This window comes from Shinella sp. WSC3-e, from assembly GCF_945994535.1.
In the GTDB taxonomy this organism is placed as follows: domain Bacteria; phylum Pseudomonadota; class Alphaproteobacteria; order Rhizobiales; family Rhizobiaceae; genus Shinella; species Shinella yambaruensis.
Genome location: NZ_OZ000530.1, coordinates 1970174 through 1994346, shown reverse-complemented (window position 1 = coordinate 1994346; position 24173 = coordinate 1970174). Strand labels below are relative to the sequence as shown.

The 24173-nt window shown below is 65.7% G+C and carries 25 protein-coding genes, 1 other RNA gene and 1 pseudogene; 16 read left to right on the top strand and 11 right to left on the bottom strand.

All coding sequences use genetic code 11. The features are described 5' to 3' along the window. Positions 1–18: 18 nt before the first annotated feature. The 4 genes from AABF56_RS09995 to ssrA all read right to left on the bottom strand — a co-directional run bounded on the left by AABF56_RS09995 (position 19) and on the right by ssrA (position 1716). On the bottom strand, positions 19–243 hold the full coding sequence (locus AABF56_RS09995) for a ribbon-helix-helix domain-containing protein (RefSeq protein WP_272805803.1): 225 nt from the start codon (positions 241–243) through the stop codon (positions 19–21). Between the two features lie 165 nt (positions 244–408). After that, positions 409–618 carry a DUF4169 family protein gene (locus AABF56_RS09990; protein ID WP_244766723.1) on the bottom strand — a complete coding sequence of 70 codons (210 nt, stop codon included), beginning with the start codon at positions 616–618 and terminating at the stop codon, positions 409–411. Positions 619–627: 9 nt separating this feature from the next. Beyond that, positions 628–1146 (bottom strand): SspB family protein, encoded by a 519-nt coding sequence (locus AABF56_RS09985; RefSeq protein WP_244766722.1) that lies wholly within the window; start codon positions 1144–1146, stop codon positions 628–630. A 209-nt stretch (positions 1147–1355) separates the two neighbouring features. After that, positions 1356–1716: a transfer-messenger RNA gene (gene ssrA, locus AABF56_RS09980) on the bottom strand. Positions 1717–1926: 210 nt separating this feature from the next. Between ssrA and AABF56_RS09975 the strand changes: the two genes are divergently transcribed. The 7 genes from AABF56_RS09975 (at position 1927) to AABF56_RS09945 (ending at position 7732) form a co-directional block, all read left to right on the top strand. After that, positions 1927–2238 (top strand): DUF2853 family protein, encoded by a 312-nt coding sequence (locus AABF56_RS09975; protein ID WP_064330457.1) that lies wholly within the window; start codon positions 1927–1929, stop codon positions 2236–2238. 87 nt (positions 2239–2325) lie between these two features. After that, positions 2326–3120, top strand: coding sequence for a thymidylate synthase (locus AABF56_RS09970; RefSeq protein ID WP_272805802.1), 795 nt, complete (start codon positions 2326–2328; stop codon positions 3118–3120). Positions 3121–3135: 15 nt separating this feature from the next. Continuing rightward, positions 3136–3657 (top strand): dihydrofolate reductase, encoded by a 522-nt coding sequence (locus AABF56_RS09965; RefSeq protein WP_272805801.1) that lies wholly within the window; start codon positions 3136–3138, stop codon positions 3655–3657. A 156-nt stretch (positions 3658–3813) separates the two neighbouring features. After that, positions 3814–4935 carry an FtsH protease activity modulator HflK gene (hflK, locus tag AABF56_RS09960; RefSeq protein ID WP_244766718.1) on the top strand — a complete coding sequence of 374 codons (1122 nt, stop codon included), beginning with the start codon at positions 3814–3816 and terminating at the stop codon, positions 4933–4935. After that, complete coding sequence (gene hflC, locus AABF56_RS09955; RefSeq protein WP_272805800.1) at positions 4935–5885, top strand: protease modulator HflC; 951 nt, start codon at positions 4935–4937, stop codon at positions 5883–5885. The genes hflK and hflC overlap by 1 nt, the downstream gene beginning before the upstream one ends. A gap of 7 nt (positions 5886–5892) precedes the next feature. After that, positions 5893–6081 carry a DUF2065 domain-containing protein gene (locus tag AABF56_RS09950; RefSeq protein ID WP_272805799.1) on the top strand — a complete coding sequence of 63 codons (189 nt, stop codon included), beginning with the start codon at positions 5893–5895 and terminating at the stop codon, positions 6079–6081. Between the two features lie 127 nt (positions 6082–6208). Next, positions 6209–7732, top strand: a complete 1524-nt coding sequence (locus AABF56_RS09945) for a DegQ family serine endoprotease (protein WP_272805798.1) — start codon at positions 6209–6211, stop codon at positions 7730–7732. 91 nt (positions 7733–7823) lie between these two features. On the opposite strand, the pseudogene AABF56_RS09940 reads toward AABF56_RS09945, so the two are convergent. Further along, positions 7824–8381 (bottom strand): annotated as a pseudogene (locus tag AABF56_RS09940) (GNAT family N-acetyltransferase). After that, complete coding sequence (gene serB / locus AABF56_RS09935; protein ID WP_272805797.1) at positions 8381–9271, bottom strand: phosphoserine phosphatase SerB; 891 nt, start codon at positions 9269–9271, stop codon at positions 8381–8383. Before serB ends, AABF56_RS09940 begins: the two are co-directional and overlap by 1 nt. Between serB and miaA the strand changes: the two genes are divergently transcribed. Beyond that, positions 9270–10199: a tRNA (adenosine(37)-N6)-dimethylallyltransferase MiaA gene (miaA, locus tag AABF56_RS09930; RefSeq protein ID WP_272805796.1), complete on the top strand. Its 930-nt coding sequence runs from the start codon at positions 9270–9272 to the stop codon at positions 10197–10199. The two genes, serB and miaA, sit on opposite strands and share 2 nt — an antisense overlap. A gap of 55 nt (positions 10200–10254) precedes the next feature. Here the strand turns inward: miaA and AABF56_RS09925 are convergent, their stop codons facing one another. Beyond that, positions 10255–12312: an ATP-binding protein gene (locus tag AABF56_RS09925; RefSeq protein ID WP_272805795.1), complete on the bottom strand. Its 2058-nt coding sequence runs from the start codon at positions 12310–12312 to the stop codon at positions 10255–10257. Positions 12313–12655: 343 nt separating this feature from the next. Here AABF56_RS09925 and AABF56_RS09920 point away from each other — a divergent pair, with 343 nt between their 5' ends. Then, on the top strand, positions 12656–14434 hold the full coding sequence (locus tag AABF56_RS09920) for an acetolactate synthase 3 large subunit (protein WP_272805794.1): 1779 nt from the start codon (positions 12656–12658) through the stop codon (positions 14432–14434). Positions 14435–14505: 71 nt separating this feature from the next. Continuing rightward, on the top strand, positions 14506–15078 hold the full coding sequence (gene ilvN, locus AABF56_RS09915; RefSeq protein WP_244766709.1) for an acetolactate synthase small subunit: 573 nt from the start codon (positions 14506–14508) through the stop codon (positions 15076–15078). 227 nt (positions 15079–15305) lie between these two features. Here ilvN and AABF56_RS09910 read toward each other — a convergent pair whose 3' ends face one another. Then, the gene (locus AABF56_RS09910) at positions 15306–16151 is read right to left on the bottom strand and encodes an aldo/keto reductase (protein WP_272805793.1); all 846 of its coding nucleotides are present in this window, start codon (positions 16149–16151) and stop codon (positions 15306–15308) included. A gap of 126 nt (positions 16152–16277) precedes the next feature. Between AABF56_RS09910 and AABF56_RS09905 the strand changes: the two genes are divergently transcribed. Genes AABF56_RS09905 through AABF56_RS09890 form a run of 4 tightly spaced genes read left to right on the top strand, consistent with a single transcriptional unit; the run spans position 16278 to position 18597 of the window. Then, entirely contained in the window at positions 16278–16871 is a 594-nt protein-coding gene (locus AABF56_RS09905; RefSeq protein WP_244766707.1) for a LysE family translocator, read from the top strand. Between the two features lie 40 nt (positions 16872–16911). Next, positions 16912–17541, top strand: coding sequence for a nitrile hydratase subunit alpha (gene nthA / locus AABF56_RS09900; RefSeq protein WP_272805792.1), 630 nt, complete (start codon positions 16912–16914; stop codon positions 17539–17541). Further along, the gene (gene nthB, locus AABF56_RS09895) at positions 17538–18197 is read left to right on the top strand and encodes a nitrile hydratase subunit beta (protein WP_272805791.1); all 660 of its coding nucleotides are present in this window, start codon (positions 17538–17540) and stop codon (positions 18195–18197) included. Before nthA ends, nthB begins: the two co-directional genes overlap by 4 nt. Next, complete coding sequence (locus AABF56_RS09890; protein ID WP_272805790.1) at positions 18184–18597, top strand: nitrile hydratase accessory protein; 414 nt, start codon at positions 18184–18186, stop codon at positions 18595–18597. Before nthB ends, AABF56_RS09890 begins: the two co-directional genes overlap by 14 nt. Here the strand turns inward: AABF56_RS09890 and AABF56_RS09885 are convergent. Beyond that, positions 18594–19682, bottom strand: coding sequence for an AbrB family transcriptional regulator (locus tag AABF56_RS09885; RefSeq protein ID WP_272805789.1), 1089 nt, complete (start codon positions 19680–19682; stop codon positions 18594–18596). The two genes, AABF56_RS09890 and AABF56_RS09885, sit on opposite strands and share 4 nt — an antisense overlap. Positions 19683–19829: 147 nt before the next feature. Here AABF56_RS09885 and AABF56_RS09880 point away from each other — a divergent pair, with 147 nt between their 5' ends. Then, entirely contained in the window at positions 19830–20957 is a 1128-nt protein-coding gene (locus AABF56_RS09880; RefSeq protein ID WP_244766702.1) for an ATP-dependent DNA helicase, read from the top strand. A gap of 79 nt (positions 20958–21036) precedes the next feature. Here the strand turns inward: AABF56_RS09880 and AABF56_RS09875 are convergent, their stop codons facing one another. Then, on the bottom strand, positions 21037–21717 hold the full coding sequence (locus AABF56_RS09875; protein WP_398431854.1) for a MerR family transcriptional regulator: 681 nt from the start codon (positions 21715–21717) through the stop codon (positions 21037–21039). Between the two features lie 324 nt (positions 21718–22041). After that, the gene (locus AABF56_RS09870; protein ID WP_272805788.1) at positions 22042–23139 is read right to left on the bottom strand and encodes a hypothetical protein; all 1098 of its coding nucleotides are present in this window, start codon (positions 23137–23139) and stop codon (positions 22042–22044) included. 246 nt (positions 23140–23385) lie between these two features. On the opposite strand from AABF56_RS09870, the gene AABF56_RS09865 reads away from it, so the two are divergent. Then, positions 23386–24138: a pyridoxine 5'-phosphate synthase gene (locus AABF56_RS09865; protein WP_272805787.1), complete on the top strand. Its 753-nt coding sequence runs from the start codon at positions 23386–23388 to the stop codon at positions 24136–24138. Positions 24139–24173: the final 35 nt, after the last annotated feature.

The following is a 24173-nucleotide window of genomic DNA, read 5'->3' as shown; positions in this document are numbered from 1 at the left end:
CCTCTTGCGGGCCGTGCGCTACGTTGCGCCGTCTGCCTTGCGTTTCAGCCAGTCCAGCACATGGAGGCGCAGCGCCGAGGAGAGGTTGCCCTCGACGCCGCGGGCATCGTCGATTTCACGAATGAGGGCGGCGACCGGCAGGCCGCGCTCGTCGGCGATAGCTCTTAGCGCGTCATGAAAGGCGGGCTCGAGCGAGAAGCTCGTGCGGTGGCCGTGCAGGGTCGTCGAATATTTGCGGATCATGCCCATTCCTGCGCCCCGGCGCCGTCCGGTTGGAGCATTCCGGGAGCGCGCAACGGTTCTTGCTTGCCCGAAGGCGCGGGGAGCAAGGGGCTGCCCGCTTTGCCTTGAAAGCGCCGGAACGTTCTCCGGTATCGAGTCCGGTCCCGGCGGCAAGGGCTTGAAAGATCAGCCTTCGCCATCCTCGGGGTCGCGGCCGGGCCGTTCCAGATGGCCCTGTTCGAACGTCTTCTGCGCCTTGTCGTTCAGCGCGCGCGTCAGTGCCTTTTCAGCCTTGGTGCGGCCGAAGCTGATGCGGTTCTGCTCGGCCTGCCTTTCCTTTTCGGAGCGGGCCTTCTGCTTGCGGACCTGGCGGAGATTGACGACGTCGCCGCTCATCGCGCGACCTCAGTTCTTCTTGCGGAAGGAATCGAGCGAGACGACGGAGCCGCCCTTGTTGTTGTCGTCGCCACCGGTCGGCGGCGTCGGCTCCTCGATGGCTTCCTCCGCCTTTTCCGCGAAGGCGGGGTAGGCCGTGATCTCGGCGGAGTGTCCGTCTTCCTCGACGGCCGGCACGTCGAATTCCAGTTCGAAGCTTACCGACGGGTCATAAAAGCCGCGGATGGCGTTGAACGGGATGACGAGCTTTTCCGGCGTGTCGGAGAAGGAAAGGCCGATCTCGAACAGGCTCTCGGTGACCTTGAGGTCCCAGAATTGGTGCTGGATGACGATGGTCATCTGCTCGGCATATTTCGCCTTCAGGTGCTGCGAGATGCGCACGCCGGGGGCATTGGTGAGGAACGTGATGAAGAAGTGGTGCTCGCCCGGCAGGTGCCCGGTGACGGCGACCTCGGACAAAACCTTGCGGATGACGCTGCGCAGCGCGTCCTGGGCGAGAATGTCATAGCGAATATGGTCTTGCGCCATCCGTTCCTGTCTTTCTTCCAGCCTTTGTGTTCAGGCATTGCATGAGAGCATTTGTGCTTTTCTTCGAAACGCAGAAATGCTCCGTCCCTTGTTTCGACGCAATTCCGGACGCAAAACCGCTTCACGCTTTTGCTGGAACTGCCCCGGCCTCATACCTGTCGGCACGAGTCATCTGGCACAGCTATAGACCATTTCAAGAGGTTGGAGAAGGTGAAGGCTTCTGTTGCCAGGTGCCTTCGGACCCCGCCTGCCGGTGCGACCCGTCAGGACTTTGAGTGAAGTGTCACACCGCCATTAGGCAGCGAGACGAGCTTCCGCATAGTTGTCGTTTGCAACTACAAGTTTAGCCCGATAACGGTGGTACAATGCCGAGCAAAAAGTCGATCTTTACGCCCTTGTCGATCCTATTTCGCCCCCATCAAAAGCCGGTCCGCCTGGAAAGACCGGTTTTTGGTGGAGGCGCCGGGTACCGCCCCCGGGTCCAATGGGTTTATTACACCGCCCGTTTATTGCCATAGCTGCCGAGGCAGCACCTTTCATATAGGCGCTCTCGGCCCCCAAGAAAAGGGCTTTGTGACAGGGATCTGGCAAAGTTTTCGGGCTCGGGCGGTTTCGGCGAGCGGAGGGCGGGGTTTCCGCGGGCCTCGGCCCTGGAAGCCGGCGAGCGGGACGGGATGGTCGGGCTTTATTAGCACTTGACTTGCCGCGACCGCATGAAAAACATGGCACGCGGCAGGTCCGTCATGACGGCGGCGGCCGAGAGATCGTAGAGGAGCTACCATGACCGACTATCTCGCAGATGTCCGCAAGTATGACAGCGGTGCGGACGAGGCCATCGTCAAGAAGATCGTGAGCCATCTCGGCATCGCGCTGCGCAACCGCGACTCCTCGCTCGTCTCCTGCTCCGACCCGGAAGAGCTGAACCGCGTCAAGGAAAAGTGGTGCGCCAAGAAGTTCGGCATCACGGGCGAGGCGGCCGACAAGGCCGTGGAGGCCGTCTGCAAGACCATGGCCGACGACCGCACCAAATCGCGCGTCACCTTCTACTATCTCACCGCCAAGGAGCTCGGCACGCTCGGCGCGCTCGCCTGAGGAAAACCGGGACAACCCGATTTCACGCTTTGGACGCCGCCGTTCCCGCTCTAGTATCTCACGCTGGACAACGAATCGGCGGCGACCATGCAGCAATATCTCGACCTTCTCGCCCATGTGATGGAAAACGGCACCGACCGCGCCGACCGGACCGGCACGGGCACGCGCGGCGTCTTCGGCTACCAGATGCGCTTCGACCTTTCGGAAGGTTTTCCGGTGCTGACCACCAAGAAGCTGCACCTGCGCTCAATCATCCATGAACTCCTGTGGTTCCTGAAGGGCGACACCAACATCGCCTATCTCAACGAGAACGGCGTGACCATCTGGGACGAATGGGCCGATGCCGAGGGCGAGCTCGGCCCGGTCTACGGCTACCAGTGGCGCTCCTGGCCGACCCATGACGGGCGCCATCTCGACCAGATCGTCGCCGTCCTCGACAGCATCAGGCGCAATCCGAACTCGCGCCGCCACATCGTCTCGGCGTGGAACCCGGCGCTGGTCGACGAGATGGCGCTGCCGCCCTGCCATTGCCTGTTCCAGTTCTACGTGGCGGACGGAAAGCTCTCTTGCCAGCTCTACCAGCGCTCCGCCGACATTTTCCTCGGCGTGCCCTTCAACATCGCCTCCTATGCGCTGCTGACCATGATGGTGGCGCAGGCGACCGGCCTGCAGCCGGGCGACTTCGTGCACACGCTGGGCGACGCGCACATCTACTCCAATCATTTCGAGCAGGTGCGCACCCAGATGACGCGCCGCCCGAAACCCTTGCCCTTCATGAAGCTCAATCCCGATGTGAAGGACCTTTTCTCCTTCAAGTTCGAGGACTTCACCCTGATCGGCTATGAAGCCGATTCAACCATCAAGGCGCCCATCGCCGTCTGATTTCCAGGTGTCCGCATGACTGAAGCCAAGATCGTCCTCGTCGTGGCCGTCGCCAGGAACGGCGTCATCGGCCGCGACGGCGACCTGCCGTGGCGCCTGCCGTCGGACCTCAAGCGCTTCAAGCAGCTGACGCTCGGCAAGCCGGTGCTGATGGGCCGCAAGACCTGGGAATCGATCGGCCGGCCGCTGCCGGGCCGGCCGAATATCGTCATCACCCGCGACGCGGCCTTTTCCGCGCCCGGCGCCGAGGTCGTCTCCTCGCTCGAGGAGGGGCTGGCCGCCGCACGCCGGGAGGCGGGAAGACTGGGCGTCGACGAGGTCTGCGTCATCGGCGGCGGGCAGATCTACGCCCAGGCCCTCGACCGGGCGGATATCCTGCATGCCACCCATGTCGAGGCGGATGTGGAGGGCGATGCGCGCTTTCCCGACATCGACCCGGCCGTCTTCGAAAAGGCGGTGGAAGAGCCGATTCCGCAGGGCGAGAAGGACAGCCACGCCATGCGTTTTGTCACCTGGCGCCGAAAAGCGGCCGCATAAGCCCCCGATCACGAACTATTTTGCCGCACAGGCCCGCAAGCCCACGCGGATTTGTTGAAAGGTGCCGGAGGGATACCTATAACGGGTTCACCTCGCGTTGCGCGGTGAAACACTCCGCGAAATGCGGCACGTAGGGATATAAAGAAAGAGGTATTGATGCCCTGGAGCAATCAGAACGGCGGCGGCGGCCCTTGGGGCGGCGGCGGCGGAAACAATCAGGGGCCATGGGGGCAGGGACCGAACCGCCCCCGCGGCGGCGGCGGAAGCGGCAATGGCGGCCCGCCCGACCTTGAGGACATCATCCGGCGCGGCCAGGACCAATTGAAGAACGTCATGCCCGGCGGCATCAACGGCGGCGTCGTGGTCATCGCGCTGCTGCTCGTCGGCGTCTTCTGGCTGATGAGTTCCATCTACACCGTCCAGCCGGACGAGCGCGGCGTCGAGCTGCGCTTCGGCAAGCCGAAGCAGGAAGTCTCCATGCCCGGCCTGCACTTCCACCTCTGGCCGCTGGAAACCGTCGAACTCGTGAAGATCACCGAGCAGCAGCAGAATATCGGCCGCCGCACGGCCTCCTCGAATTCCGACAGCTCCGGCCTGATGCTGACGGGCGACCAGAACATCGTCAACGTCCAGTTCTCGGTGCTCTATTCTGTCACCGATCCGCAGTCCTACCTCTTCAACCTCGAATACCCGGCCGAGACGCTGCAGCAGGTTGCCGAAAGCGCCATGCGCGAAGTCGTCGGCCGCCGTCCCGCCCAGGACATCTTCCGCGACAACCGCCAGGCGATCGCGGAAGGCGTGAAGACGACGATCCAGGCGACCATGGACGCCTACGGCTCCGGTATCTCGATCAACACGGTCGCCATCGAGGACGCGGCCCCGCCGCGCGAGGTGGCCGATGCCTTCGACGAGGTGCAGCGCGCCGAGCAGGACGAGGACCGCTTCGTCGAGGAAGCCAACCAGTACGCCAACCAGAAGCTGGGTCTTGCCCGCGGCCAGTCCGCGCAGATCCGCGAAGAGGCGGCCGCCTACAAGGATCGCGTCGTCAAGGAAGCGGAAGGTGAGGCGGCACGCTTCCTGTCCATCTACGAACAGTACAAGGCAGCGCCGGACGTCACCCGCAAGCGCCTCTTCCTTGAAACCATGGAAGGCGTGATGCAGAATTCCAAGAAGGTCATCATCGACGAGAAGCAGGGCGGCCAGGGCGTCGTTCCGTTCCTTCCCCTCAACGAACTTGGCCGGTCGACCAGCCAGCAGCAGGCGGGAGGCACGCAGTAATGGGCAATCGTGTACCGGCAATCCTGATCGCCATCGGCGTTCTCCTCTTCATCGCCTATTCCTCGGTGTTCGTCGTCAACGAGCGCCAGCAGGCGATCGTCATCCGCTTCGGCCAGATCCAGGACGTCAAAGCCGAGCCCGGCCTCTACTTCAAGCTGCCCTTCGGCTTCATGGACGCCGACAGCGTGCAGTATATCCAGGACCAGGCGCTGCGCTTCGACCTCGACGACATCCGCGTCCAGGTCTCGGGCGGCAAGTTCTACGAGGTCGATGCCTTCGTGGTCTACAAGATCACCGATGCCCGCCGCTTCCGCGAAGCGGTCTCGGGCGACCGGGAATCGGCGGAAGCGCGCCTGCGCACCCGTCTCGATGCGGCGCTGCGCCGGGTCTACGGTCTGCGCGGCTTCGAATCCGCGCTTTCCGAAGAGCGCGCCTCGATGATGCGTGAAGTGCGCGGCGAACTGACGAACGACGCCTCGAACCTCGGCCTCACGATCTCCGACGTGCGCATCCGCCGCACGGACCTGACGCAGGAAGTCTCGCAGCAGACCTTCGACCGCATGAAGGCCGAGCGTCTGGCGGAAGCCGAACTCATCCGCGCCCGCGGTAACGAAGAGGGCCAGCGACGCCGTGCCATCGCCGACCGCCAGGTCGTCGAGTTCATCGCGGCCGCGCAGCGCGATTCGGAAATCCTCAGAGGTGAGGGCGAAGGCGAGCGCAACCGCGTCTTCGGCGAAGCCTTCTCGCAGGACCCGGACTTCTTCGACTTCTACCGGTCGATGAGCGCCTACCGGACCTCGATGACCTCGTCCGACACCACGCTGGTTCTGTCGCCGCAGTCGGAGTTCTTCCGCTACTTCGAGGACGCTGCGGGCATGAGGCCTGCGACCTCGGGTGCGGCGACGGGCACCGGCAACGGCACGGCGACGACGCCATCGACCGCAAACTGAGAACGGCATGTCCGATTTCCTGATGGGGATCGCGTTCTTCCTGATCATCGAGGGGCTGGTGTACGCACTGGCCCCTTCGGTTTTGAAGCGCATGGCGGAAATGCTGCCGCAGATTCCGGAAAGCCAGCTGCGCATGTCGGGGCTCGCCGCCGTGGCGCTGGGCGTCGCCATGGTCTGGTTCATCCGCGGCGCGTGAACGCGGCCCTTGCGGCTGCCCGCGAAGACGGGCAAGACTTCACATGATTTCAGCGCGGCGGACTGATTTTTGCCGTATCCGAGGCAAACACTCGCTGCGACAATCCAGACGAAAGAGGATGCCGACCATGGCTTTGAAGATGAGGTCCAGCGTTGCCCATGCGGTACTCGCGTTCGCGGTGAGTTTTTCGCTGGTCGCGGGGGGACCGCTTGCCGTTCCGGCGGCGGCGCAGGTCCAGCCGAACGGCCCGGAATCGGTCGCCGACCTCGCCGAAAGCCTGCTTGATGCCGTGGTGAACATCTCCACCTCGCAGAACGTCAAGAGCGACGACAAGGCGCCCGTTCCCCAGGTGCCGGAAGGCTCGCCCTTCCAGGACTTCTTCGACGAGTTCTTCAAGGGGGAAGGCGGCGAGGAGGGCAACCAGGGCCAGACCGTCAATTCGCTCGGCTCCGGCTTCGTCATCGATCCCTCGGGCTTCATCGCCACGAACAACCACGTCATCGAGGGCGCGGACGATATCGAGGTGAACTTCGCCAACGGCTCCAAGCTGAAGGCCAAGCTCGTCGGCACCGACCCGAAGACCGACCTTGCGCTCCTGAAGGTCGAGCCGAAAGCGCCGCTGAAGGCGGTGCCCTTCGGCGATTCCCGCACCATGCGCATCGGCGACTGGGTGATGGCGATCGGCAACCCGTTCGGCCTCGGCGGTTCGGTGACGGTCGGCATCATCTCGGCACGCGGGCGCAACATCAATGCCGGTCCCTACGACAACTTCATCCAGACGGACGCCGCCATCAACCGCGGCAATTCCGGCGGCCCGCTGTTCAACATGAAGGGGGAGGTCATCGGCATCAACACGGCGATCATCTCGCCCTCCGGCGGCTCGATCGGCATCGGCTTCTCCGTGCCGACGGAGCTTGCGCAGAACATCTTCCTGCAGCTGCGCGACTTCGGCGAGACACGGCGCGGCTGGCTCGGCGTGCGCATCCAGCCGGTTACCGACGACATCGCCGAAAGCATCGGCATGAGCCAGGCCAAGGGCGCGCTCGTCGCCGGCATCATCAAGGGCGGGCCGGTCGACAACGGCTCGATCATGACCGGCGACGTCATCATCCGCTTCGACGGCAAGGATGTCGACGAGATGCGCGACCTGCCGCGCGTCGTCGCCGAAAGCCCGGTCGGCAAGGCCGTCGATGTCGTGCTGCTGCGCGACGGCAAGGAAATGACCGTCAAGGTCACGCTCGGCCGCCTCGAGGACGGCGAGAAGCAGGCCGGCGAGGACGAGGTGACGGAGGGCGAGGGCACCACGGAGGAAGGCATGGCGCCCGAGACCGGCGAGGCCCAGCCCAGCAAGGCCGACACGGTGCTCGGCATGGGCATCAGCGACCTCGGCGAGGAGGCGCGCAAGACCTTCGAGATCGTCGAAAGCGTCAAGGGCGTCGTCATCACCGAGGTGGCGCCCGATTCGGCCGCCGCCGAGCGCGGCATCGTGCCCGGCGACGTGATCGTCGAGATCGGCCAGGAGGCGGTGACGACGGCGGAAGAGGTCAAGACCCGCATCGCCAAGCTGAAGTCGGAAGACCGCCGCAACGCGCTGATGATGATCGCCAACCGCACCGGAGCGCTGCGCTACATCACCGTGCGCATCGATTAAGGGCGAGTCCCTTCAGGGGCTTGCGGGCGAAAGCTGCGAGATGGAATCAGGCCGCTGGAGCGTTGCTTCAGCGGCCGTTTTATGGGGGCTCTCAGCGGCTCTGCCAGCCCGCGCGATCCAGCGCGTAGAGGACATGCGGGCGAAGGGTGGGGTCGTCGAGGCCGGGCATGTCGAAATTCCGCTCCGGCGCGGCGCGCATGCCGATGCGCCGCATGACCGCGATGGAGCGCGTGTTGCCGGCGACGGCGAAGGAGACGATCTCGGCAAGGCCTTTTTCCTCGAAGCCGTAGGCGAGCAGCCGTTCGGCGGCTTCGGTGACGTAGCCCCGGCCCCAGTGGCGTCGCGCCAGCCGCCAGCCGATCTCCACCGAGCCGGCCGGCAGGTGCGGTTCCAGCCGGTCCGTCGTGCGGGAAAGGCCGCAGAAGCCGAGGGCGGCGTCGCTCTCCCGCTCGGCGAGCGCGTAGAAGCCGAGGCCGGTCTCGGCGATGATGCCGCGGATGCGCTCGAAGAGCTCGTCGGACTGGGCGCGCGTGCGCTGGAACGGGAAGAATTCCATCACCACGGGATCGGAATTGATCTCGTGGAAGAGGTCCCGGTCCCTTTCCTCTCAGTTCCTGAGCGCCAGGCGCCTGGTCGTGGCGATGGGCATCAGCCGGTCACGAAGTCGGATTTGCGGTAGCCCTGGAGGTAGAGCAGGGCGGTGAGGTCGCCGTGGTCGATGCGGATCCTCGCCTCGGCCGCGACGGCCGGCTTGGCGTGCAGCGCGACGCCGGCACCCGACAGGTGCAGCATGCCGAGGTCGTTCGCGCCGTCGCCGACGGCCATGGCTTCGTCCGGCGAGATGCCGAGCCGTTCGGAAACCTCGATGAGGGCGTCGACCTTGGCCTGCTTGCCGAGGATCGGCTCCGCCACCGCGCCGGTGAGCTTGCCGTCGGCGTCGAGCAGCAGGTTGGCGCGGTTCTCGTCGAAGCCGAGCATGGCGGCGATGCGGCTCGTGAAGACGGTGAAGCCGCCGGAGACGAGGGCGGTATAATACCCCTTGGCCTTCATCGTCGCGATCAGTTCGCGTCCGCCCGGCGTCAGCGTGATGCGTTTTTCGATGACCTCGTCGATAACGGAGACCGGGAGCCCCTTGAGAAGGGCGACGCGCTCGCGAAGCGCGGGCTCGAAGGCGATCTCGCCGTTCATGGCACGGGCGGTGATCGCCGCGACCTTGTCCTTGAGGCCGACTTCGGCGGCGAGCTCGTCGATGCATTCCTGGCCGATCATCGTCGAATCCATGTCGGCGATCAGCAGTTTCTTGCGCCGCGTTTCCGCTTCCTGGATGGCAAGATCGACCGGCTCACCGCCGATGACGGCGCGGATTGCGGCCTCCGCGGCGCCAAGGTCGCTGCCGTCGCGCAGCGCGATGTCGCAGGCGATGCCGTCGGCAAGCCAGTAGAGCCCGGACGCCTTGACCGCATCGGCGGCCTTTTCTGCAAGGCTAGGCGTCAGGACGGGGTTTGACGGATTGGCGACAAGCGTGGCAACGAAAGCCATGATGAGAAACCTTGATCGAAAGCGGGACGCGATCCTGATAACGGGCCCGACGGCCAGCGGCAAGTCCGCGCTCGCCGTACGGCTGGCGGCCGAGCACGATGGCGTGGTGGTGAACGCCGACAGCATGCAGGTCTACGACACGCTGAACGTGCTCACCGCCCGCCCGCAGCCGGCGGACATGGCCGGCATCGAGCACCGGCTCTACGGCCATGTGCCGGCCGGCGCGGCCTATTCGACCGGCGACTGGCTGCGCGAGGCGGCGACGGTCGTTGCGGAATTGCGGCAGCGGGAGAAACTGCCGGTCTTCGTCGGCGGCACCGGCCTTTATTTTCGCGCGCTGACGGGCGGGCTCTCCGACATGCCCGCGATTCCCGAGGCCGTCCGCACGCACCTGCGCGGCCGGCTTGCGGACGAGGGGGCCGAGGCCCTGCACCTTGTGCTTGAGGCGCATGATCCGCAAACGGCGGCGCGCCTGAAGCCGGGCGACGGCCAGCGGATCGTGCGGGCGCTGGAGGTGCTGGAGGCGACGGGGCAGTCGATCTCGGCCTTCCAGGCGGCGACGGGGCCGGCCGTCATCGATGCGGACCGGGCGGAGAAGCTGGTCGTCCTGCCGGACCGCGCGGTGCTGGCCGCCCGCATCGACCGGCGCTTCGCAGACATGCTGGCATCCGGCGCGGTGGAGGAGGTGCAGGCGCTGCTGGCGCTCGATCTTTCGCCCGCCATGCCCGTCATGAAGGCGATTGGCGTGCCGCAGATCGCGGCGATGCTGGCCGGGACGATGAGTGCGGCGGAGGTCGTCGCGCGCGGCGCGGCGGCGACGCGGCAATATGCCAAGCGCCAGATGACCTGGTTCCGCAACCAGCTCGACGAGAGCTGGCAGCGCATCGACCCGCTGGCCGCCGCGGGCACGACCAGTGAGGGTCCGTAGCGGCCTTCCGCGACAGGCACCACAAGTCTCAAGACGCAGGAGGGTTCCGCTCGCCCTAGCGCCGGATCAGGCTGCTCAGCGGCTTCTTGAGAAGCTGTTCGCGGATGGAGCCCTCGCGCCGCGGCTCCTGCTGCTCGCCGAAGGCGGGCGCGGGGCGTGCCGGCTGGCGATAGGGATCGGCAGCGGGGCGCTGCGGCTCGGAGGCCAATTCCCGGCGGATCGCCTCGAAACGCTCCTGAGGCGAGGGGTCGTAGGCGCCCTGGGCGCCCGGCAGCATGTCGGGCCGGTACGGCTCGTGCTGGGACGGCTGGGCGGCGGGACGCGCGGCCTGCAGCGTCTCGATGTAATCCTCCTCGTCCTCGTAGGGCGCATCCTCGTAGCCGGTCGGCAAGGAGCCATTCTGGCCCTGGGCGGCGAGATAGGCGTTCTGGAAGCCGGAAATGTCGGGTCCGGTGATGGCGCGCATGCGGGCGACGATGGAGCGCAGGTCGACGCTTTGCGGCGTCTCGTCGCTGATCTTGACGCCGGTGCCGTTCGCCTTCGGCAGGCGATTGGCATCGACGCGCGAAAAGCGCATGCGCATCGGCACGGCCACGGCCTCGCCGAAGGCGATCGCCTCGCCATTGCCGATCGAGGAGATGAAGCTGGTCGTCGAGGACGAGGAGTTGGGGATCGCTGAGCGGATAATCTCCTGGTCGTGCTCGTTGGCAAGGCGCATGGCGAAGATCGTCGAGCACTGGGAGAGGATCGTCGGGTCGAGCTCGCCGGGGCGCTGGGTGATGATGCCGAGCGAGACGCCGTATTTGCGGCCTTCCTTGGCGATGCGGGCGATGGCCTGGCGCGTCGGCATGAAGCCCAGCTTCATGTCGGCCGGCACGTAGCGGTGCGCCTCTTCGCAGACGACCAGCATGTGCACGCCGCCATTGCTCCACAGGCCGATTTCGAAGGCCATGCGGCAGAGCACGGAGGCGACCGAATTGACGACTTCGGACGGGATGCCGGCGAGCTGGAAGGTGGTCACCGGCTTGCCGTCGCCGGGAATGCGGAAGATTCGGGCGATCGTGTCGAGGATCGTATCGGTGATCGTGTTCGAGGAGAACATGAAATGGTAGCGCGGGTCGTTGATCGCCGACATGATCTTGACCTTGAGCGAGCGCAGGTGCGGCTTTTCCGCCCGGCCTTCGAGGCGCCCGATGCGCTCGTCGATGAGGGCGAGCAGGTCGGCGATGCGGAAGGGCACCGGCGTATCGGCCGTCACCGAGCTTTTCTCGCTCGTGCGGCGCATCAGGCCGTTGTCGCTCGATCCGCGGAAGGCGCGCTTGGCCTCCGGGATCAGGTCGCGCAGGATGTCCATCTCCTCCGGCACCGGCGGGCGGCCGCGGAAGACGACTTCGGCGAATTCCTCCAGGCGGAACAGCCAGAAGGGCAGGTCCAGCGTATCGGTATCGATGATGACCGCAAGCTCGCCGAAGGCGGAGGCGAATTCGTTGTGCGGGTCGAGGATGAGCACGCGCAGGCGCGGATCGGCCTGGATCGCCTTGTGCAGCAGCAGCGTGACGGAGGTGGACTTGCCGACGCCGGTCGTGCCGACGATGGCGAAGTGCTTCTCCAGCATGGACGGCACATGGATCGTCGCGTCGAGCGTCTCGTCCTGCGTCAGCTTGCCGATGGCGCAGACATCGTTCTTGCCGGTGTCGTAGACCTTGGCGAGATCCGAGGCGCGGATGCGGTGGGCGATGGCGCCGAGATGCGGGTAATCGGTGATGCCGGCGGAAAATTCCTCGCGGCCGTCGGCGCTGACATGCACCTCGCCGAGCAGTTCCACCTCGATGCGGAAGACCGTGTCGTGGTTTTCCACCCAGCTCTGCTGGTCGGTGGACATGGAATAGACGAGCGCGACGACGCGGTTGCGGCCGACGGAAATGGAGATGAGGCGGCCGACGGCCCACAGTTCCGTGAGTGCGGTTTCCCCGCTCTCGGCGACGGCGCTGATGGTGGCGTGCGACCCATTGCAGGCGACGACGCGGCCGAGCAGCCGGTTGCCCGTCGACAGGCCATTCCGGCGATCCTGCTCGCCGGCTACAATGGAATTCTGAAAATCACTGTTCAGCAATCACGGCACTCCTTGCCATCAAAGGCGAAGTCTAATGATTGCCGCTTAATAAGACGTTTCGTCCTGGTGCATCCTTTGGTTGTAATTTGACGCTCGCGCCAGAATCCGTGCCATTGCGAAACAGACGGAAAGGCGTTGACGCGCGGGGGCTTTGCCGTTAACACTTCGCCCCATGAAAAATCTGACCTCTATCATTCTTGTGGTGGGAACGCGCATGGGCAGGGTGGTGTAACCACCCGGCGAAAGCACCCATGCGCGGTAAACAGGCTCCTCCAAGGGGCCTTTTTTTATGCCCAGAAATTCGATAATCACCCGAAATACGAAAGAGACGGACGGAAATCCGATGAGCGGAACAGAAAATCAGATGACGGGCGCCGAAATTGTCTTGCAGGCCCTGAAAGACAATGGCGTGGAACATATCTTCGGCTATCCGGGCGGTGCCGTCCTGCCGATCTATGACGAGATCTTCCAGCAGGACGACATCGAGCACATCCTCGTGCGCCATGAGCAGGGCGCCGGCCACATGGCCGAAGGCTATGCCCGCTCCACCGGCAAGGTCGGCGTCATGCTCGTCACCTCGGGCCCGGGCGCGACCAATGCCGTCACGCCGCTGCAGGACGCGCTGATGGATTCCATCCCGCTCGTCTGCCTCACCGGCCAGGTTCCGACCACGCTCATCGGGTCGGACGCCTTCCAGGAATGCGATACGGTCGGCATCACGCGCCCCTGCACCAAGCACAACTGGCTGGTCAAGGACGTCAACGATCTCGCCCGCATCATCCACGAGGCCTTCCGCATCGCGCAGTCCGGCCGTCCGGGCCCCGTCGTCGTCGATATCCCGAAGGACGTCCAGTTCGCGACCGGCACCTATACGCCGCCCTCCGCAGCGCCCATCCAGAAGAGCTACCAGCCGAAGCTCACGGGCGACGCGAACCAGATCGCGGCCGCCGTCAGCCTGATGCGCTCGGCCCGCCGGCCGGTCATCTATTCCGGCGGCGGCGTCGTGAATTCCGGGCCGGAAGCCTCGCGCCTGCTGCGCGAGCTGGTCGAGATCACCGGCTTCCCGATCACCTCGACGCTGATGGGCCTCGGCGCCTATCCGGCCTCCGGCAAGAACTGGCTGGGCATGCTGGGCATGCATGGCTCCTACGAGGCGAACATGGCGATGCACGACTGCGACGTCATGGTCTGCATCGGCGCGCGCTTCGACGACCGCATCACCGGCCGCCTCAACGCCTTCTCGCCGAACTCGAAGAAGATCCATATCGACATCGACCCGTCCTCGATCAACAAGAACGTCCGCGTCGACGTTCCGATCCTCGGCGATGTCGGTGCGATCCTGGAGGACATGGTCCGCCAGTGGCGCGCTGCTGCGAAGGATTACGACAAGGCGATCCAGGCGGACTGGTGGGCGTCGATCGCCAGGTGGCGCGCGCGCAACTCGTTCGCCTACAAGGCGAGCGACGACGTGATCATGCCGCAATATGCCATCCAGCGTCTCTACGAGCTGACCAAGGACCGCGACACCTACATCACGACGGAAGTCGGCCAGCACCAGATGTGGGCGGCGCAGTTCTACGGCTTCGAGCAGCCGAACCGCTGGATGACCTCGGGCGGCCTCGGCACGATGGGCTACGGCTTCCCGGCGGCGATCGGCGTGCAGGTGGCGCACCGCGACAGCCTCGTCATCGACATCGCGGGCGATGCCTCGATCCAGATGTGCATCCAGGAGATGAGCTGTGCCGTGCAGTATAACCTGCCGGTCAAGATCTTCATCCTGAACAACCAGTACATGGGCATGGTGCGCCAGTGGCAGCAGCTGCTGCACGGCAACCGCCTTTCGAACTCCTACACGGAGGCGATGCCTGACTTCGTCAAGCTCGCGGAAGCCTATGGTGGCGTCGGCATCGCCTGCGACAAGCCCGGCGATCTCGACGGCGCGATCCAGGAGATGATCGACGTCAAGCGCCCGGTGATCTTCGATTGCCGCGTGGCGAACCTCGCCAACTGCTTCCCGATGATCCCCTCGGGCAAGGCGCACAACGAAATGCTGCTGCCCGACGAGGCCACGGACGAAGCGGTCGCCAATGCGATCGACGCCAAGGGCCGTCAGCTCGTTTGATGGAAAGGAGAGCGATTCCAGCAAAAGCGTGAAGCGGTTTTGCATTTGGAATTGCGTGAGGAAAGAACATCATGAACGCACACCTTCAGCCCACCGGCTCTGCCTATTTCATCGCCAAGGAAACCCAGGTCGCGGAGAGCCACACGCTCTCCGTGCTCGTCGACAACGAGCCGGGCGTGCTTGCCCGCGTCATCGGCCTGTTCTCCGGCCGCGGCTACAACATCGAGAGCCTCACGGTTTCCGAGACCGAGCACGAGGCGCATCTTTCGCGCATCACCATCGTGACGCGCGGCACGCCCAGCGTTCTCGAACAGATCAAGTCGCAGCTCGAACGCATCGTGCCGGTGCACCGGGTCGTCGATCTCACCGTTCGCGCGAAGGTGCTCGGCCAGGAACGGCCGATCGAACGCGAGGTGGCGCTGGTCAAGGTCACGGGCTCCGGCGAGATGCGCGCGGAAACCCTGCGCCTTGCCGACGCCTTCCACGCCAAGGTCGTCGATGCGACCACGGACCACTTCATCTTCGAGATCACGGGAAAATCGTCCAAGGTCGACCAGTTCGTCGCGATCATGAAGCCGCTCGGCCTCAGCGAAGTGTGTCGCACGGGCATCGCCGCGATGAACCGCGGCCCGCAGGGCATGTGAGCGGGTAGGGGGGCGAGTGCTTTCAACCTGTCGGACGAAGCTTCCGCGTTGGACGTCTTGGCAGAGCCTCAAGCCTCTCCTCCGTCATCCTCGGGCTTGACCCGAGGATCCACCCACAAACTCAAGGCGTGCCGTGTCACGTGGATCCTCGGGTCAAGCCCGAGGATGACGTCGCGGGTGGGGAGGGCTTTTCAGGAAAAGGAAAAGCCCTTTTCTTTTCAGAAGGATCATATCATCTCCAGCGGCCGCTTGCGCGTCGGCGGGGGGAAGGCTTCGTCGAGGAGGCGGAGGTCCTCCGAGGTCAGGCGGATCTCGGCGGCGTGGAAGTTTTCGCGCACCCGGTCCGGCGAGCCGGATTTCGGGATGGCGATGACGCCGGGCCTGGTCAGGAGGAAGGCGAGGGCGACCTGGGCGGAACTCGCCTTGTGGATGCGGCCGATCTCCTCCAGCACCGGATGGCCGACGAGGCGGCCCTCGTCGAGCGGCGAATAGGCCATGATCGGGATGCCCTGCACCTGGCTCCAGCGCAGGAGATCGAACTCGATGCCGCGGCGGGACAGGTTGTAGAGCACCTGGTTGGCGGCGGGGCGGGCGGGCTCGGCGGCGTCGAGCAGTTCCAGCATGTCGTCCTTGTCGAAGTTGGAGACGCCCCAGGCGCCGATCTTGCCCTCAGCCTTCAGCGCCTCGAAGGCCTCGACCGTCTCGGCGAGCGGATGGCGGCCGCGCCAGTGCAGGAGGTAGAGGTCGACATGGTCGGTGCCGAGGCGCTTCAGGCTCGCCTCGCAGGCGGCGATCGTGCCGCTGCGGCTCGCATTGTAGGGCAGCACCTTGCTGACGAGGTACACCGCATCGCGCCGGCCCCGGATCGCCTCGCCGACCACCGTCTCGGCGCCGCCGTCGGCATACATTTCCGCCGTGTCGATCAGCGTCATGCCGAGGTCGATGCCGGCGCGCAGGCTGTTTACCTCCTCGGCCATCGAGGCATCGCCTTCGCCCATGTGCCAGGTGCCGAGGCCGAGGGCCGGCACCTGCCGACCGCCGGGGAGGGTGACTGCCGGTAGTTCCGCTTTCATGTTGCGCTCCGCTTGCATGGGCCATGCATCAGCCATCCAAATTGCATGCATGACAAGAATTGGCTGGTCGTTGCAAGGAGATGGACTATCAATCGGAAAAAACAACCGGGATATTCAGGACCTCCCATGCAGATCGAGATTTTTTTGGCGCTTCTGGTCTTCGCCTTCACCACCTCCATCACCCCCGGCCCGAACAACATGATGCTCTTCGCCTCCGGCGTGAACTTCGGTTTCGTGCGCACGATCCCGCATATGTGCGGCATCGGCGTCGGTTTCCTCGTGCTGCTGCTTGCCGTCGGCTTCGGGCTCGGCGCGCTCCTGGAGGCCGTGCCGCTGGTCTATACGCTGCTGAAGTTCGCGGGCGGCGCCTACCTCATCTGGATCGCCTGGAAGATCGGCACGTCGCGCTCGCTTGGCGAAGGCAAGACGGGGGCGCGGCCGATGAGCTTCCTTGAAGCCGCCGCCTTCCAGTGGGTCAATCCGAAGGCCTGGGTCATGGCCGTCTCCGCCATGGCGACCTATACGAACGCGGCGAACTACACGATGAGCGTGCTGATCGTCGGCATCGCCTTCGCCATCGTCAACTTCCCCAGCGTCTCCACCTGGGCCGGCTTCGGCTCGGCGCTGCGCCAGTGGCTCTCCGATCCGGTGCGGCTGAAATGGTTCAACATCACCATGGCCCTGCTGCTCGTCGCAAGCCTCTGGCCGATGCTGCGCTAGACGCGTAAAAGGAAGGCCGGACCGGAGCGCAGGGACTGCCATGCACATGCATGACCACGACGACGATCATCATCACGACAACCATTTTTCGCCGATGGAAGCGCGCGTGCGCGCGCTCGAAACCATCCTGACGGAGAAGGGCCTGATCGATCCGGAGGCCATCGACGTCATCGTGGAGACCTACGAGACGAAGATCGGCCCGCGCAACGGCGCGCGCGTCGTCGCCAAGGCCTGGGCGGAGCCGGATTTTGCCGCCTGGCTGAAGCAGGATGCGACGGCGGCGATCGCCAGCCTCGGTTATACCGGCCGGCAGGGCGAGCATATGCGGGCGGTGTTCAACGACGGCGAGACGCACAACCTCGTCGTCTGCACGCTCTGCTCCTGTTATCCCTGGTCCGTGCTCGGCCTGCCGCCCGTCTGGTACAAGGCGCCGGCCTATCGCGCGCGCGCCGTGATGGACCCGCGCGGCGTGCTGGCGGAATTCGGCGTCACGCTGCCGGCCGACCGGAAGATCCGCGTGTGGGATTCGACGGCGGAGCTGCGTTATCTCGTCGTGCCGGAGCGGCCGGCGGGCAGCGAGGGGCTCGACCAGGAAGCGCTCGCCGATCTCGTGACGCGCGATGCCATGATCGGCACCGGGCTGGCGCTTTCTCCCGAGGCGCGGGCATGAACGGGCCGCACGATCTCGGCGGCCTGCACGGTTTCGGCCCCGTCGCGCCGGAGGTTAACGAGCCGTATTTCCATGCCGAGTGGGAAAAGCGGGCGCTCGGCGTGACGCTTTCCTGCGGCGCCTTCGGCGCCTGGACCATCGACGAAAGCCGCCATGCGCGGGAAAACATCCCGCCGGCCACCTACCTTGCCGCGAGCTATTACGAGATCTGGATCCGGGCGCTGGAAACGCTTCTGCAGCGCCACGGCTTCGTCAGCGGGGCGGAGCTTGCCGAGGGCCGGATGCTGGAGAAGGGCGCGACGCCGAAGCGCGTGCTGACGGCGCAGATGGTGCCGGCCATTCTTGCGAGGGGCGGGCCATGCGACCGGCCGGTCGACACGGCGCCGCGGTTTGCCGCCGGCGCGCGCGTGCGCACCCGCAATGTCAATCCGGCGACGCATACCCGCCTGCCGCGCTACGCCCGCGGCAAGGTCGGCGTGGTCGAGACCGTGCAGGGCTCCTTCGTCTTTCCGGACGACAGCGCGCACGGCAAGGGCGAGAACCCGCAATGGGTCTATACCGTCGTCTTCGACGGGGCGGAGATTTGGGGCGAGGGGGCCGCGCCCGGCCTTACCGTCTCGATCGATGCCTGGGAGAGCTATCTTGAGCCGGTGTGAGACGCCGGCCGATTCGCCCGGCCTGCCGAAATCCCGGGAAGGCGACCCGGTCTTCGCCGAACCCTGGCAGGCGCAGGCCTTCGCGATGACGGTGCGCCTCCACGAACGGGGCGTCTTCACCTGGGGCGAGTGGGCCGAGGCCTTGTCGCGCGAGGTTCACCGGCCCGCAAGGGCGGCCGATGGTGCCGATTATTTCGACTGCTGGGTTGCCGCGCTGTCCTCGCTGCTGGCTGTCCGTGGCGTTGCGAGCGAGGCGGAGCAGGCCGCGCTGTCCGACCGCTGGGCGCGCGCCGCCGAGGCGACGCCGCATGGAAAACCCATCCGTCTTGAAAACGCGATGGACCAGGACCAATGGCCTTTCGGTTCATGCCGGCCTGGGCTGGATGTCGATCGATCCTAAGCCCGATCGGCGACGAATCGCGCAAGCCACGGGCCGAACAGGGTCACCAGGATGAGCCGGGCCGTCTGCAGCGTCATGACGAAGGCGACGTCGACCTTGCTGGAGGCGGCGATGACGGCGATGGAATCGAGGCCGCCGGGGCTGGTCGAGAGATAGGCCGTCAGCGGGTCGATGCCGAGGAGAAGGATCAGCAGGCCGGCAAGCAGGCCGGAAAAGCTGATCAGCGCGAGGATGGAAAGCACCGTCGGCAGGAGCGCCCGGCGCGCATGCAGGAGGATGGCGCGGGTGAAGCCGAGGCCGATGTTCCAGCCGAGCAGCGTGAAGGCGACGACGAGCAGCCATTGCGGCAGCTCGATGCTGATGGCGCCGGAGGCATTGAGCACGGCGGCCAGGGCGAACGGCACCAGGAAGGCACCAGCCGGGATGCGCAGCTTCTGGCCGGCGAGGCCGCTGACGATGCCGACCGCCAGTATCAGGACGAGCGGCGGCAGCGGCACCGGCTCGAACCAGGCATGCGGCGGCACCGCCGCGCCGTCGTGCCCGCCGAAATGGGCGACGAGCGTGGCAAGGCTGGCAACGAAGACGACGCGCAGATATTGCATGAAGGCGACAAGCCGGGCATCGGCGCCGTAGGCTTCCGCCATCATCATCATGGTCGAGGCGGCGCCGGCGGAGGAGCCCCAGATCGCCGTCGTGCCGGGCAGGATGCCGGTGCGCGTGATCAGCCAGCCGCACAGCGTGCTCATGCTGATGACGGAGACCACGACGAACAGCATCAGCGGCCAGTTGCGCTGGAAGGTGCCGAGGAAATCCTCGGAGACCGTGGTGGCGATCATCAGCGCCAGCACGACCTGGACGAAGAAGAAGAAGATGCGCGGCAGGCGGATCGTTCCCCCGCCCAGCGCCACGGCGATGCCGGCCAGCATCGGTCCCATCAGCAGGGCGGCGGGAAAGCCCCCGAATTCCAGCGGCACCGTGATGACGACCGAGAGCGCGCCGACCGCAAACCATTGCAGGAGGGCGGGCAGCCTGCCGAATCCCGCGGGCGGGACGGTGCTCTTCGAGGGAGGGGAGGCGCGGGACAAGGATCGCTCCGGAAAACTGCGCCCTCAATAGCGCGGCAGGGCGTCGGCGAACAGGGGAAAATCGCCCGGGCGCCGAATCCGTCCGCCAGCCCGCGAAACGGCCACGTCCCCCTTGCCTCGCGGCGCCGAATCCTGCCAAGTCCGGTCATGGAATTTGCACCCCAACAGGATGACGCGCTGAAGGCCGTCGCGCGGTGGCTGAAGGACGGGCGCGAGCCGTTGTTCCGCCTGTTCGGCTATGCCGGCACCGGCAAGACGACGCTTGCCCGCCACTTTGCGGAGAATGTCGACGGCGAGGTGCTGTTCGCCGCCTTCACCGGCAAGGCCGCCCAGGTGCTGCGCTCCAAGGGCGCGACCAACGCCAAGACGATCCACTCGCTGATCTACCGTCCGCGCGGGGAAGAGGAGGTGGCGGACGAGGAGACGGGCAAGACCTCGGTCTCGCCGATGTTCTCCATCAACCGCCAGAGCCCGGTCGCCAAGGCCGCCCTCGTCGTCGTCGACGAATGCTCGATGGTCGACGAGGCGCTCGGCAAGGACCTGATGAGCTTCGGCACGCCGATCCTCGTGCTCGGCGATCCCGGCCAGCTGCCGCCCGTTTCCGGCGGCGGCTATTTCACCAACCAGGAGCCGGACTATCTGTTGACGGACATCCACCGGCAGGCACGCGACAATCCGATCATCCAGCTCGCCATGCAGGTGCGCGAGGGCAGCGACATCGCCTATGGCGACTATGGCGCCGCGCGCGTCATCGGCCGCAACGAGGTGGACCAGACGCTCGTGCTCGATGCCGACCAGGTGCTCGTCGGCACGAACCGGACGCGGCGGCGCTACAACCAGCGCCTGCGCGAGCTGAAGGGCTTTACCACCGACTATCCGCAATCCGGCGACAAGCTGGTGTGCCTGCGCAACGACCCGGCCAAGGGCCTGCTCAACGGCTCGCTCTGGCAGGTGATGAGCTCGTCCAAGGAGACGGTGAAGCCCGGCATCAACCTGATGATCCGGCCGGAGGACGACGACATGGATCGCGGCGCGGCCAAGATCAAGCTCCTGAAGGCCGCCTTCGAGAATCTCGACGAGGAAATCCCCTGGTCGACGCGCAAGCGCTATGACGAGTTCGATTTCGGCTATGCGCTGACCGTGCACAAGGCGCAGGGCTCGCAGTGGAACAATGTCGTGCTGTTCGATGAAAGTTTTGCTTTCCGCGACACGCGCGAACGCTGGCTCTACACCGCCATTACGCGCGCCGCGGAAACGCTCACCGTCGTGCGATAGACAGGACCCGCGCGACGGACCGCTTTTCAGGAAGCGGATGGAAGGGGCCGGTCGTCATGTCCGGCCCGTCTCGCCGGTCTCAGTGACCGACGATGCCGAGCATGACCGCCTTGGCGACGGCCTGGAAACGGTTGTTGCTGTCGAACTTGGCGATGATGTTCTTTTCCATCACCTGCACTTCGCCGGGCTCGATCTCGAGCGCGCGGGCAATGCGGCTCGTCGGGTAGCCTTCCGCCATCAGGGCGAGGCAGCGCAGTTCGGCCGGCGTCAGGTGGGCGCGGGGCGTGTTGTCGTTCGTCTCCGGTTCGTGGGCGGAGCTGAAGTCGAGCAGTTCGCTGATCTGCTGCATCTGACGGCGAATCGTCGACTGCTGCGCCACCAGTTCGCGCTTGCGGGCGGTCATGGCGTTGCGGAAGACGCCGTCGGCCTCCTCCTGGCTTTCGGCGGCGGAAAGGCGTTCCAGCAGTTCCTGGATCACCGCGACCGGCATGCCCGTCTCGCGACAGGTGTTGACCACCGCCATCTGCTGGATCTCATCCGGGCCGTAGACCCGCATGGGGCCGACGCGGGCCGCGGTCAAAAGGCCCTTCTCCTCGTAGAAATGCAGCGTGCGATGGGTCACGCCGAAGGCGTTGGCCATGTCCGCAATGGCAAGGCGTCCTTCGGGCAGGTTCTCCGGCAGGGGCGCGATTGGCAGAAAACGGATGGATTTGCGCGCGCCCGAGCGGCTGTCGGCCTTCTTCGACTCATTGGTCATCATGAAAGCAGCCCGCAAGAAGTAGATTGGTCATGTGCTTAACCCCCGGTCGCCGGCCCATGACCAGCCTCCCTGCGAAGGCTGGATGACGCGCCGGCGGACAATGCCCTTCACCGCTTCGCCGGCTGTGCATGCCGATGAAACTGTATGCGATCGTGCAGGGATTCCAGATTCCGTTCGCGACTCGATTGTGCGGAATCCTGAATCCGAGCGGCACACACTACCAATCCGCCCTGCATCATAAAATAAACCCAAGGGAGGGGCGTGCCTATCGTTATATCTAGGGATGTATTTTCTGGCGCCGCCTGCCGGTTGGATGCGGGAGCCTCAGCGCGTCAGGGTGGTGACGGGGCTCTCCGCCGGCGAGACCCCGGCCAGCGTCGCCGGCGCCAGGTTGCAGGCGATCGGCTCACCGGCACCGGGTGTTCCGCGCGGCGGGTCCTGCTCCGCCTGCGCGAGACATTCCATGAGGCTGCTGGCCGTTCCCGTGCGCATGGCATGGCGATAGAGCGGGCCGGTGGCCGTGAGGGCGCGGGCGGCGAAAGCGACCGCCTCATAGGCAAGGCCGCCTTCGCTGCGGAGCTGTTCGTGTGAAAAATGGCGGGTGAAAACCGTGGTCCCGGACGGTTCGTGGATCAGCCGGGCGTAAACGCCGTGTCCGTTCGGACGGTTCTCGATGCGAAGGGCGTAGGAGAGCGCGTGCGGTTCCGGCGCTTCGCGCAAATCGACGAGGTGCACGGTCCTGTGGTAGCCGGCGGAGCCGGCGATGGCGCGGGCCAGCGCATTGCATTCGCCGCCCGATGGCCAGCATTGCAGGATGTGGAGGCTCGGCAGCGCCTGGGCGAGGCCGGCAAGCTTGTTCTGCACCGACAGCGCCAGCTGCGCCTTGGCGATCGCCGCGCTGGAGGCATCCGGGTAGATGGAAGGGGCAAGGAAGAACAGCGGCAGCAGCGAGAAAAGGGCGAGCGGCGAGGAGACCGGCGCGGGGAGCCAGGAGCGACGCACTTCCGGCTTGTGCCGCGCGGCCCGTACCGTGGGCGGCGGCATGGCGGAGGCGTCGTCCACCGCTTCCGGCTCGTCCTCGGCGGCGCTGTATTCCGGAACGTAGCTGCCGAGCGGCACGCGGATGCGCAGGCGGTCGCCTGCGCCTTCCGTCTCGTAGTACTGCTCCAGCAGTTTCCTGAGCTTGCCGGCCTGGACGCGCACGAGCGGGTCGTTGCCGGCGTCGAAACCCGGCGGCCGGCCGAAGACGTCGATGCCGATGCTGTAGCCCTTGAGCTGGGCGGCTTTGCCGGAGAGCTCGCTTTCGACGATATAGGAAAGGAACGAGCGCAACCGCCCGGAGCGGGCGAAGGCCTCGCTCGTGATGATGGCATCAAGCGCACGCCGCACACGTTCGCACGCCGGCCTGTCGGTCCTGCTCATGGTGTCGCCACAGAGGAGACCATCGCTGCTGCCCGATTTCCTTCCCGTTCCCCAAGACGGGACGCCGACCCGGCATCCCCTAAAATCATCGGGATTCTACCGGTGATTCTTGCGCAACGGCAAGGGGGCATGCACAGGCTCCCGCCACAAAGCCGCAAGGCGCCGGCCTGCGGCCGCCTTGCGGCGATTGCCCTTGTGGAAACAACAGGCTAGAGCTTGTGGCCTGCAAGAGGAGTTTGCGTCGCCATGCCTGCGAAACTGTCGGTCAATCTCAATGCCATTGCCATGCTGCGCAACCGGCGGGACCTGCCCTGGCCGAGCGTCACCGGCCTTGGCCGGATCGCCCTTCAGGCAGGCGCGAGCGGCCTTACCGTGCATCCGCGGCCGGACCAGCGCCATATCCGCTTTTCCGATCTCGCGCCGATCCGCAGCCTCATCGACACCGAGTTTTCCGGCACGGAATTCAACATCGAGGGCTTTCCGGAAGAGGGCTTCATGCGGCTCGTCGAGGAGCATCGCCCCGAGCAGGTGACGCTCGTGCCCGACGATCCCTCCCAGGCGACCTCCGACCACGGCTGGGACTTCCGCGAGAACCATAATCTCCTCGGCAACATCGTCGGCCGGCTGAAGAAGCTGGGGCTGCGCGTCTCGGTCTTTGCCGATGGCGATCCCGACCGTGAGGCGTTGACCATCGCGAAGGAGGTCGGCGCGGACCGGATCGAGCTCTACACCGGCCCCTATGGCGGCTGCTACGACGATCCGGCCGAGGCGGCGCGGATCGTCGAACGACTTGGCGAGACGGCGGATATCGCCTTCGAGCTCGGCCTCGACGTCAATGCCGGCCATGACCTGACGGTCGCCAACCTGCCGGCGATCGTCGCGCGCATCCCGCGTCTTGCCGAAGTGTCGATCGGGCATGGCCTGACCGCCGACGCGCTGGAACATGGCATGGCGGAGACCGTGCGGCGCTTCTGCCGCGCCTGCGGCCAGGACGTCTGACAGGCCTTGCGGCGCCCGTTCGAGCGCCGCACCTT

Excerpts from the sequence above, each read along its gene's own strand:
- AABF56_RS09995 (WP_272805803.1), bottom strand. The coding sequence starts at position 243 with ATGATCCGCAAATATTCGACGACCCTGCACGGCCACCGCACGAGCTTC.
- AABF56_RS09990 (WP_244766723.1), bottom strand. The coding sequence starts at position 618 with ATGAGCGGCGACGTCGTCAATCTCCGCCAGGTCCGCAAGCAGAAGGCC.
- AABF56_RS09985 (WP_244766722.1), bottom strand. The coding sequence starts at position 1,146 with ATGGCGCAAGACCATATTCGCTATGACATTCTCGCCCAGGACGCGCTG.
- AABF56_RS09975 (WP_064330457.1), top strand. The coding sequence starts at position 1,927 with ATGACCGACTATCTCGCAGATGTCCGCAAGTATGACAGCGGTGCGGAC.
- AABF56_RS09970 (WP_272805802.1), top strand. The coding sequence starts at position 2,326 with ATGCAGCAATATCTCGACCTTCTCGCCCATGTGATGGAAAACGGCACC.
- AABF56_RS09965 (WP_272805801.1), top strand. The coding sequence starts at position 3,136 with ATGACTGAAGCCAAGATCGTCCTCGTCGTGGCCGTCGCCAGGAACGGC.
- hflK (WP_244766718.1), top strand. The coding sequence starts at position 3,814 with ATGCCCTGGAGCAATCAGAACGGCGGCGGCGGCCCTTGGGGCGGCGGC.
- hflC (WP_272805800.1), top strand. The coding sequence starts at position 4,935 with ATGGGCAATCGTGTACCGGCAATCCTGATCGCCATCGGCGTTCTCCTC.
- AABF56_RS09950 (WP_272805799.1), top strand. The coding sequence starts at position 5,893 with ATGTCCGATTTCCTGATGGGGATCGCGTTCTTCCTGATCATCGAGGGG.
- AABF56_RS09945 (WP_272805798.1), top strand. The coding sequence starts at position 6,209 with ATGGCTTTGAAGATGAGGTCCAGCGTTGCCCATGCGGTACTCGCGTTC.
- miaA (WP_272805796.1), top strand. The coding sequence starts at position 9,270 with ATGATGAGAAACCTTGATCGAAAGCGGGACGCGATCCTGATAACGGGC.
- serB (WP_272805797.1), bottom strand. The coding sequence starts at position 9,271 with ATGGCTTTCGTTGCCACGCTTGTCGCCAATCCGTCAAACCCCGTCCTG.
- AABF56_RS09920 (WP_272805794.1), top strand. The coding sequence starts at position 12,656 with ATGAGCGGAACAGAAAATCAGATGACGGGCGCCGAAATTGTCTTGCAG.
- ilvN (WP_244766709.1), top strand. The coding sequence starts at position 14,506 with ATGAACGCACACCTTCAGCCCACCGGCTCTGCCTATTTCATCGCCAAG.
- AABF56_RS09910 (WP_272805793.1), bottom strand. The coding sequence starts at position 16,151 with ATGAAAGCGGAACTACCGGCAGTCACCCTCCCCGGCGGTCGGCAGGTG.
- AABF56_RS09905 (WP_244766707.1), top strand. The coding sequence starts at position 16,278 with ATGCAGATCGAGATTTTTTTGGCGCTTCTGGTCTTCGCCTTCACCACC.
- nthA (WP_272805792.1), top strand. The coding sequence starts at position 16,912 with ATGCACATGCATGACCACGACGACGATCATCATCACGACAACCATTTT.
- nthB (WP_272805791.1), top strand. The coding sequence starts at position 17,538 with ATGAACGGGCCGCACGATCTCGGCGGCCTGCACGGTTTCGGCCCCGTC.
- AABF56_RS09880 (WP_244766702.1), top strand. The coding sequence starts at position 19,830 with ATGGAATTTGCACCCCAACAGGATGACGCGCTGAAGGCCGTCGCGCGG.
- AABF56_RS09875 (WP_398431854.1), bottom strand. The coding sequence starts at position 21,717 with ATGATGACCAATGAGTCGAAGAAGGCCGACAGCCGCTCGGGCGCGCGC.
- AABF56_RS09870 (WP_272805788.1), bottom strand. The coding sequence starts at position 23,139 with ATGAGCAGGACCGACAGGCCGGCGTGCGAACGTGTGCGGCGTGCGCTT.
- AABF56_RS09865 (WP_272805787.1), top strand. The coding sequence starts at position 23,386 with ATGCCTGCGAAACTGTCGGTCAATCTCAATGCCATTGCCATGCTGCGC.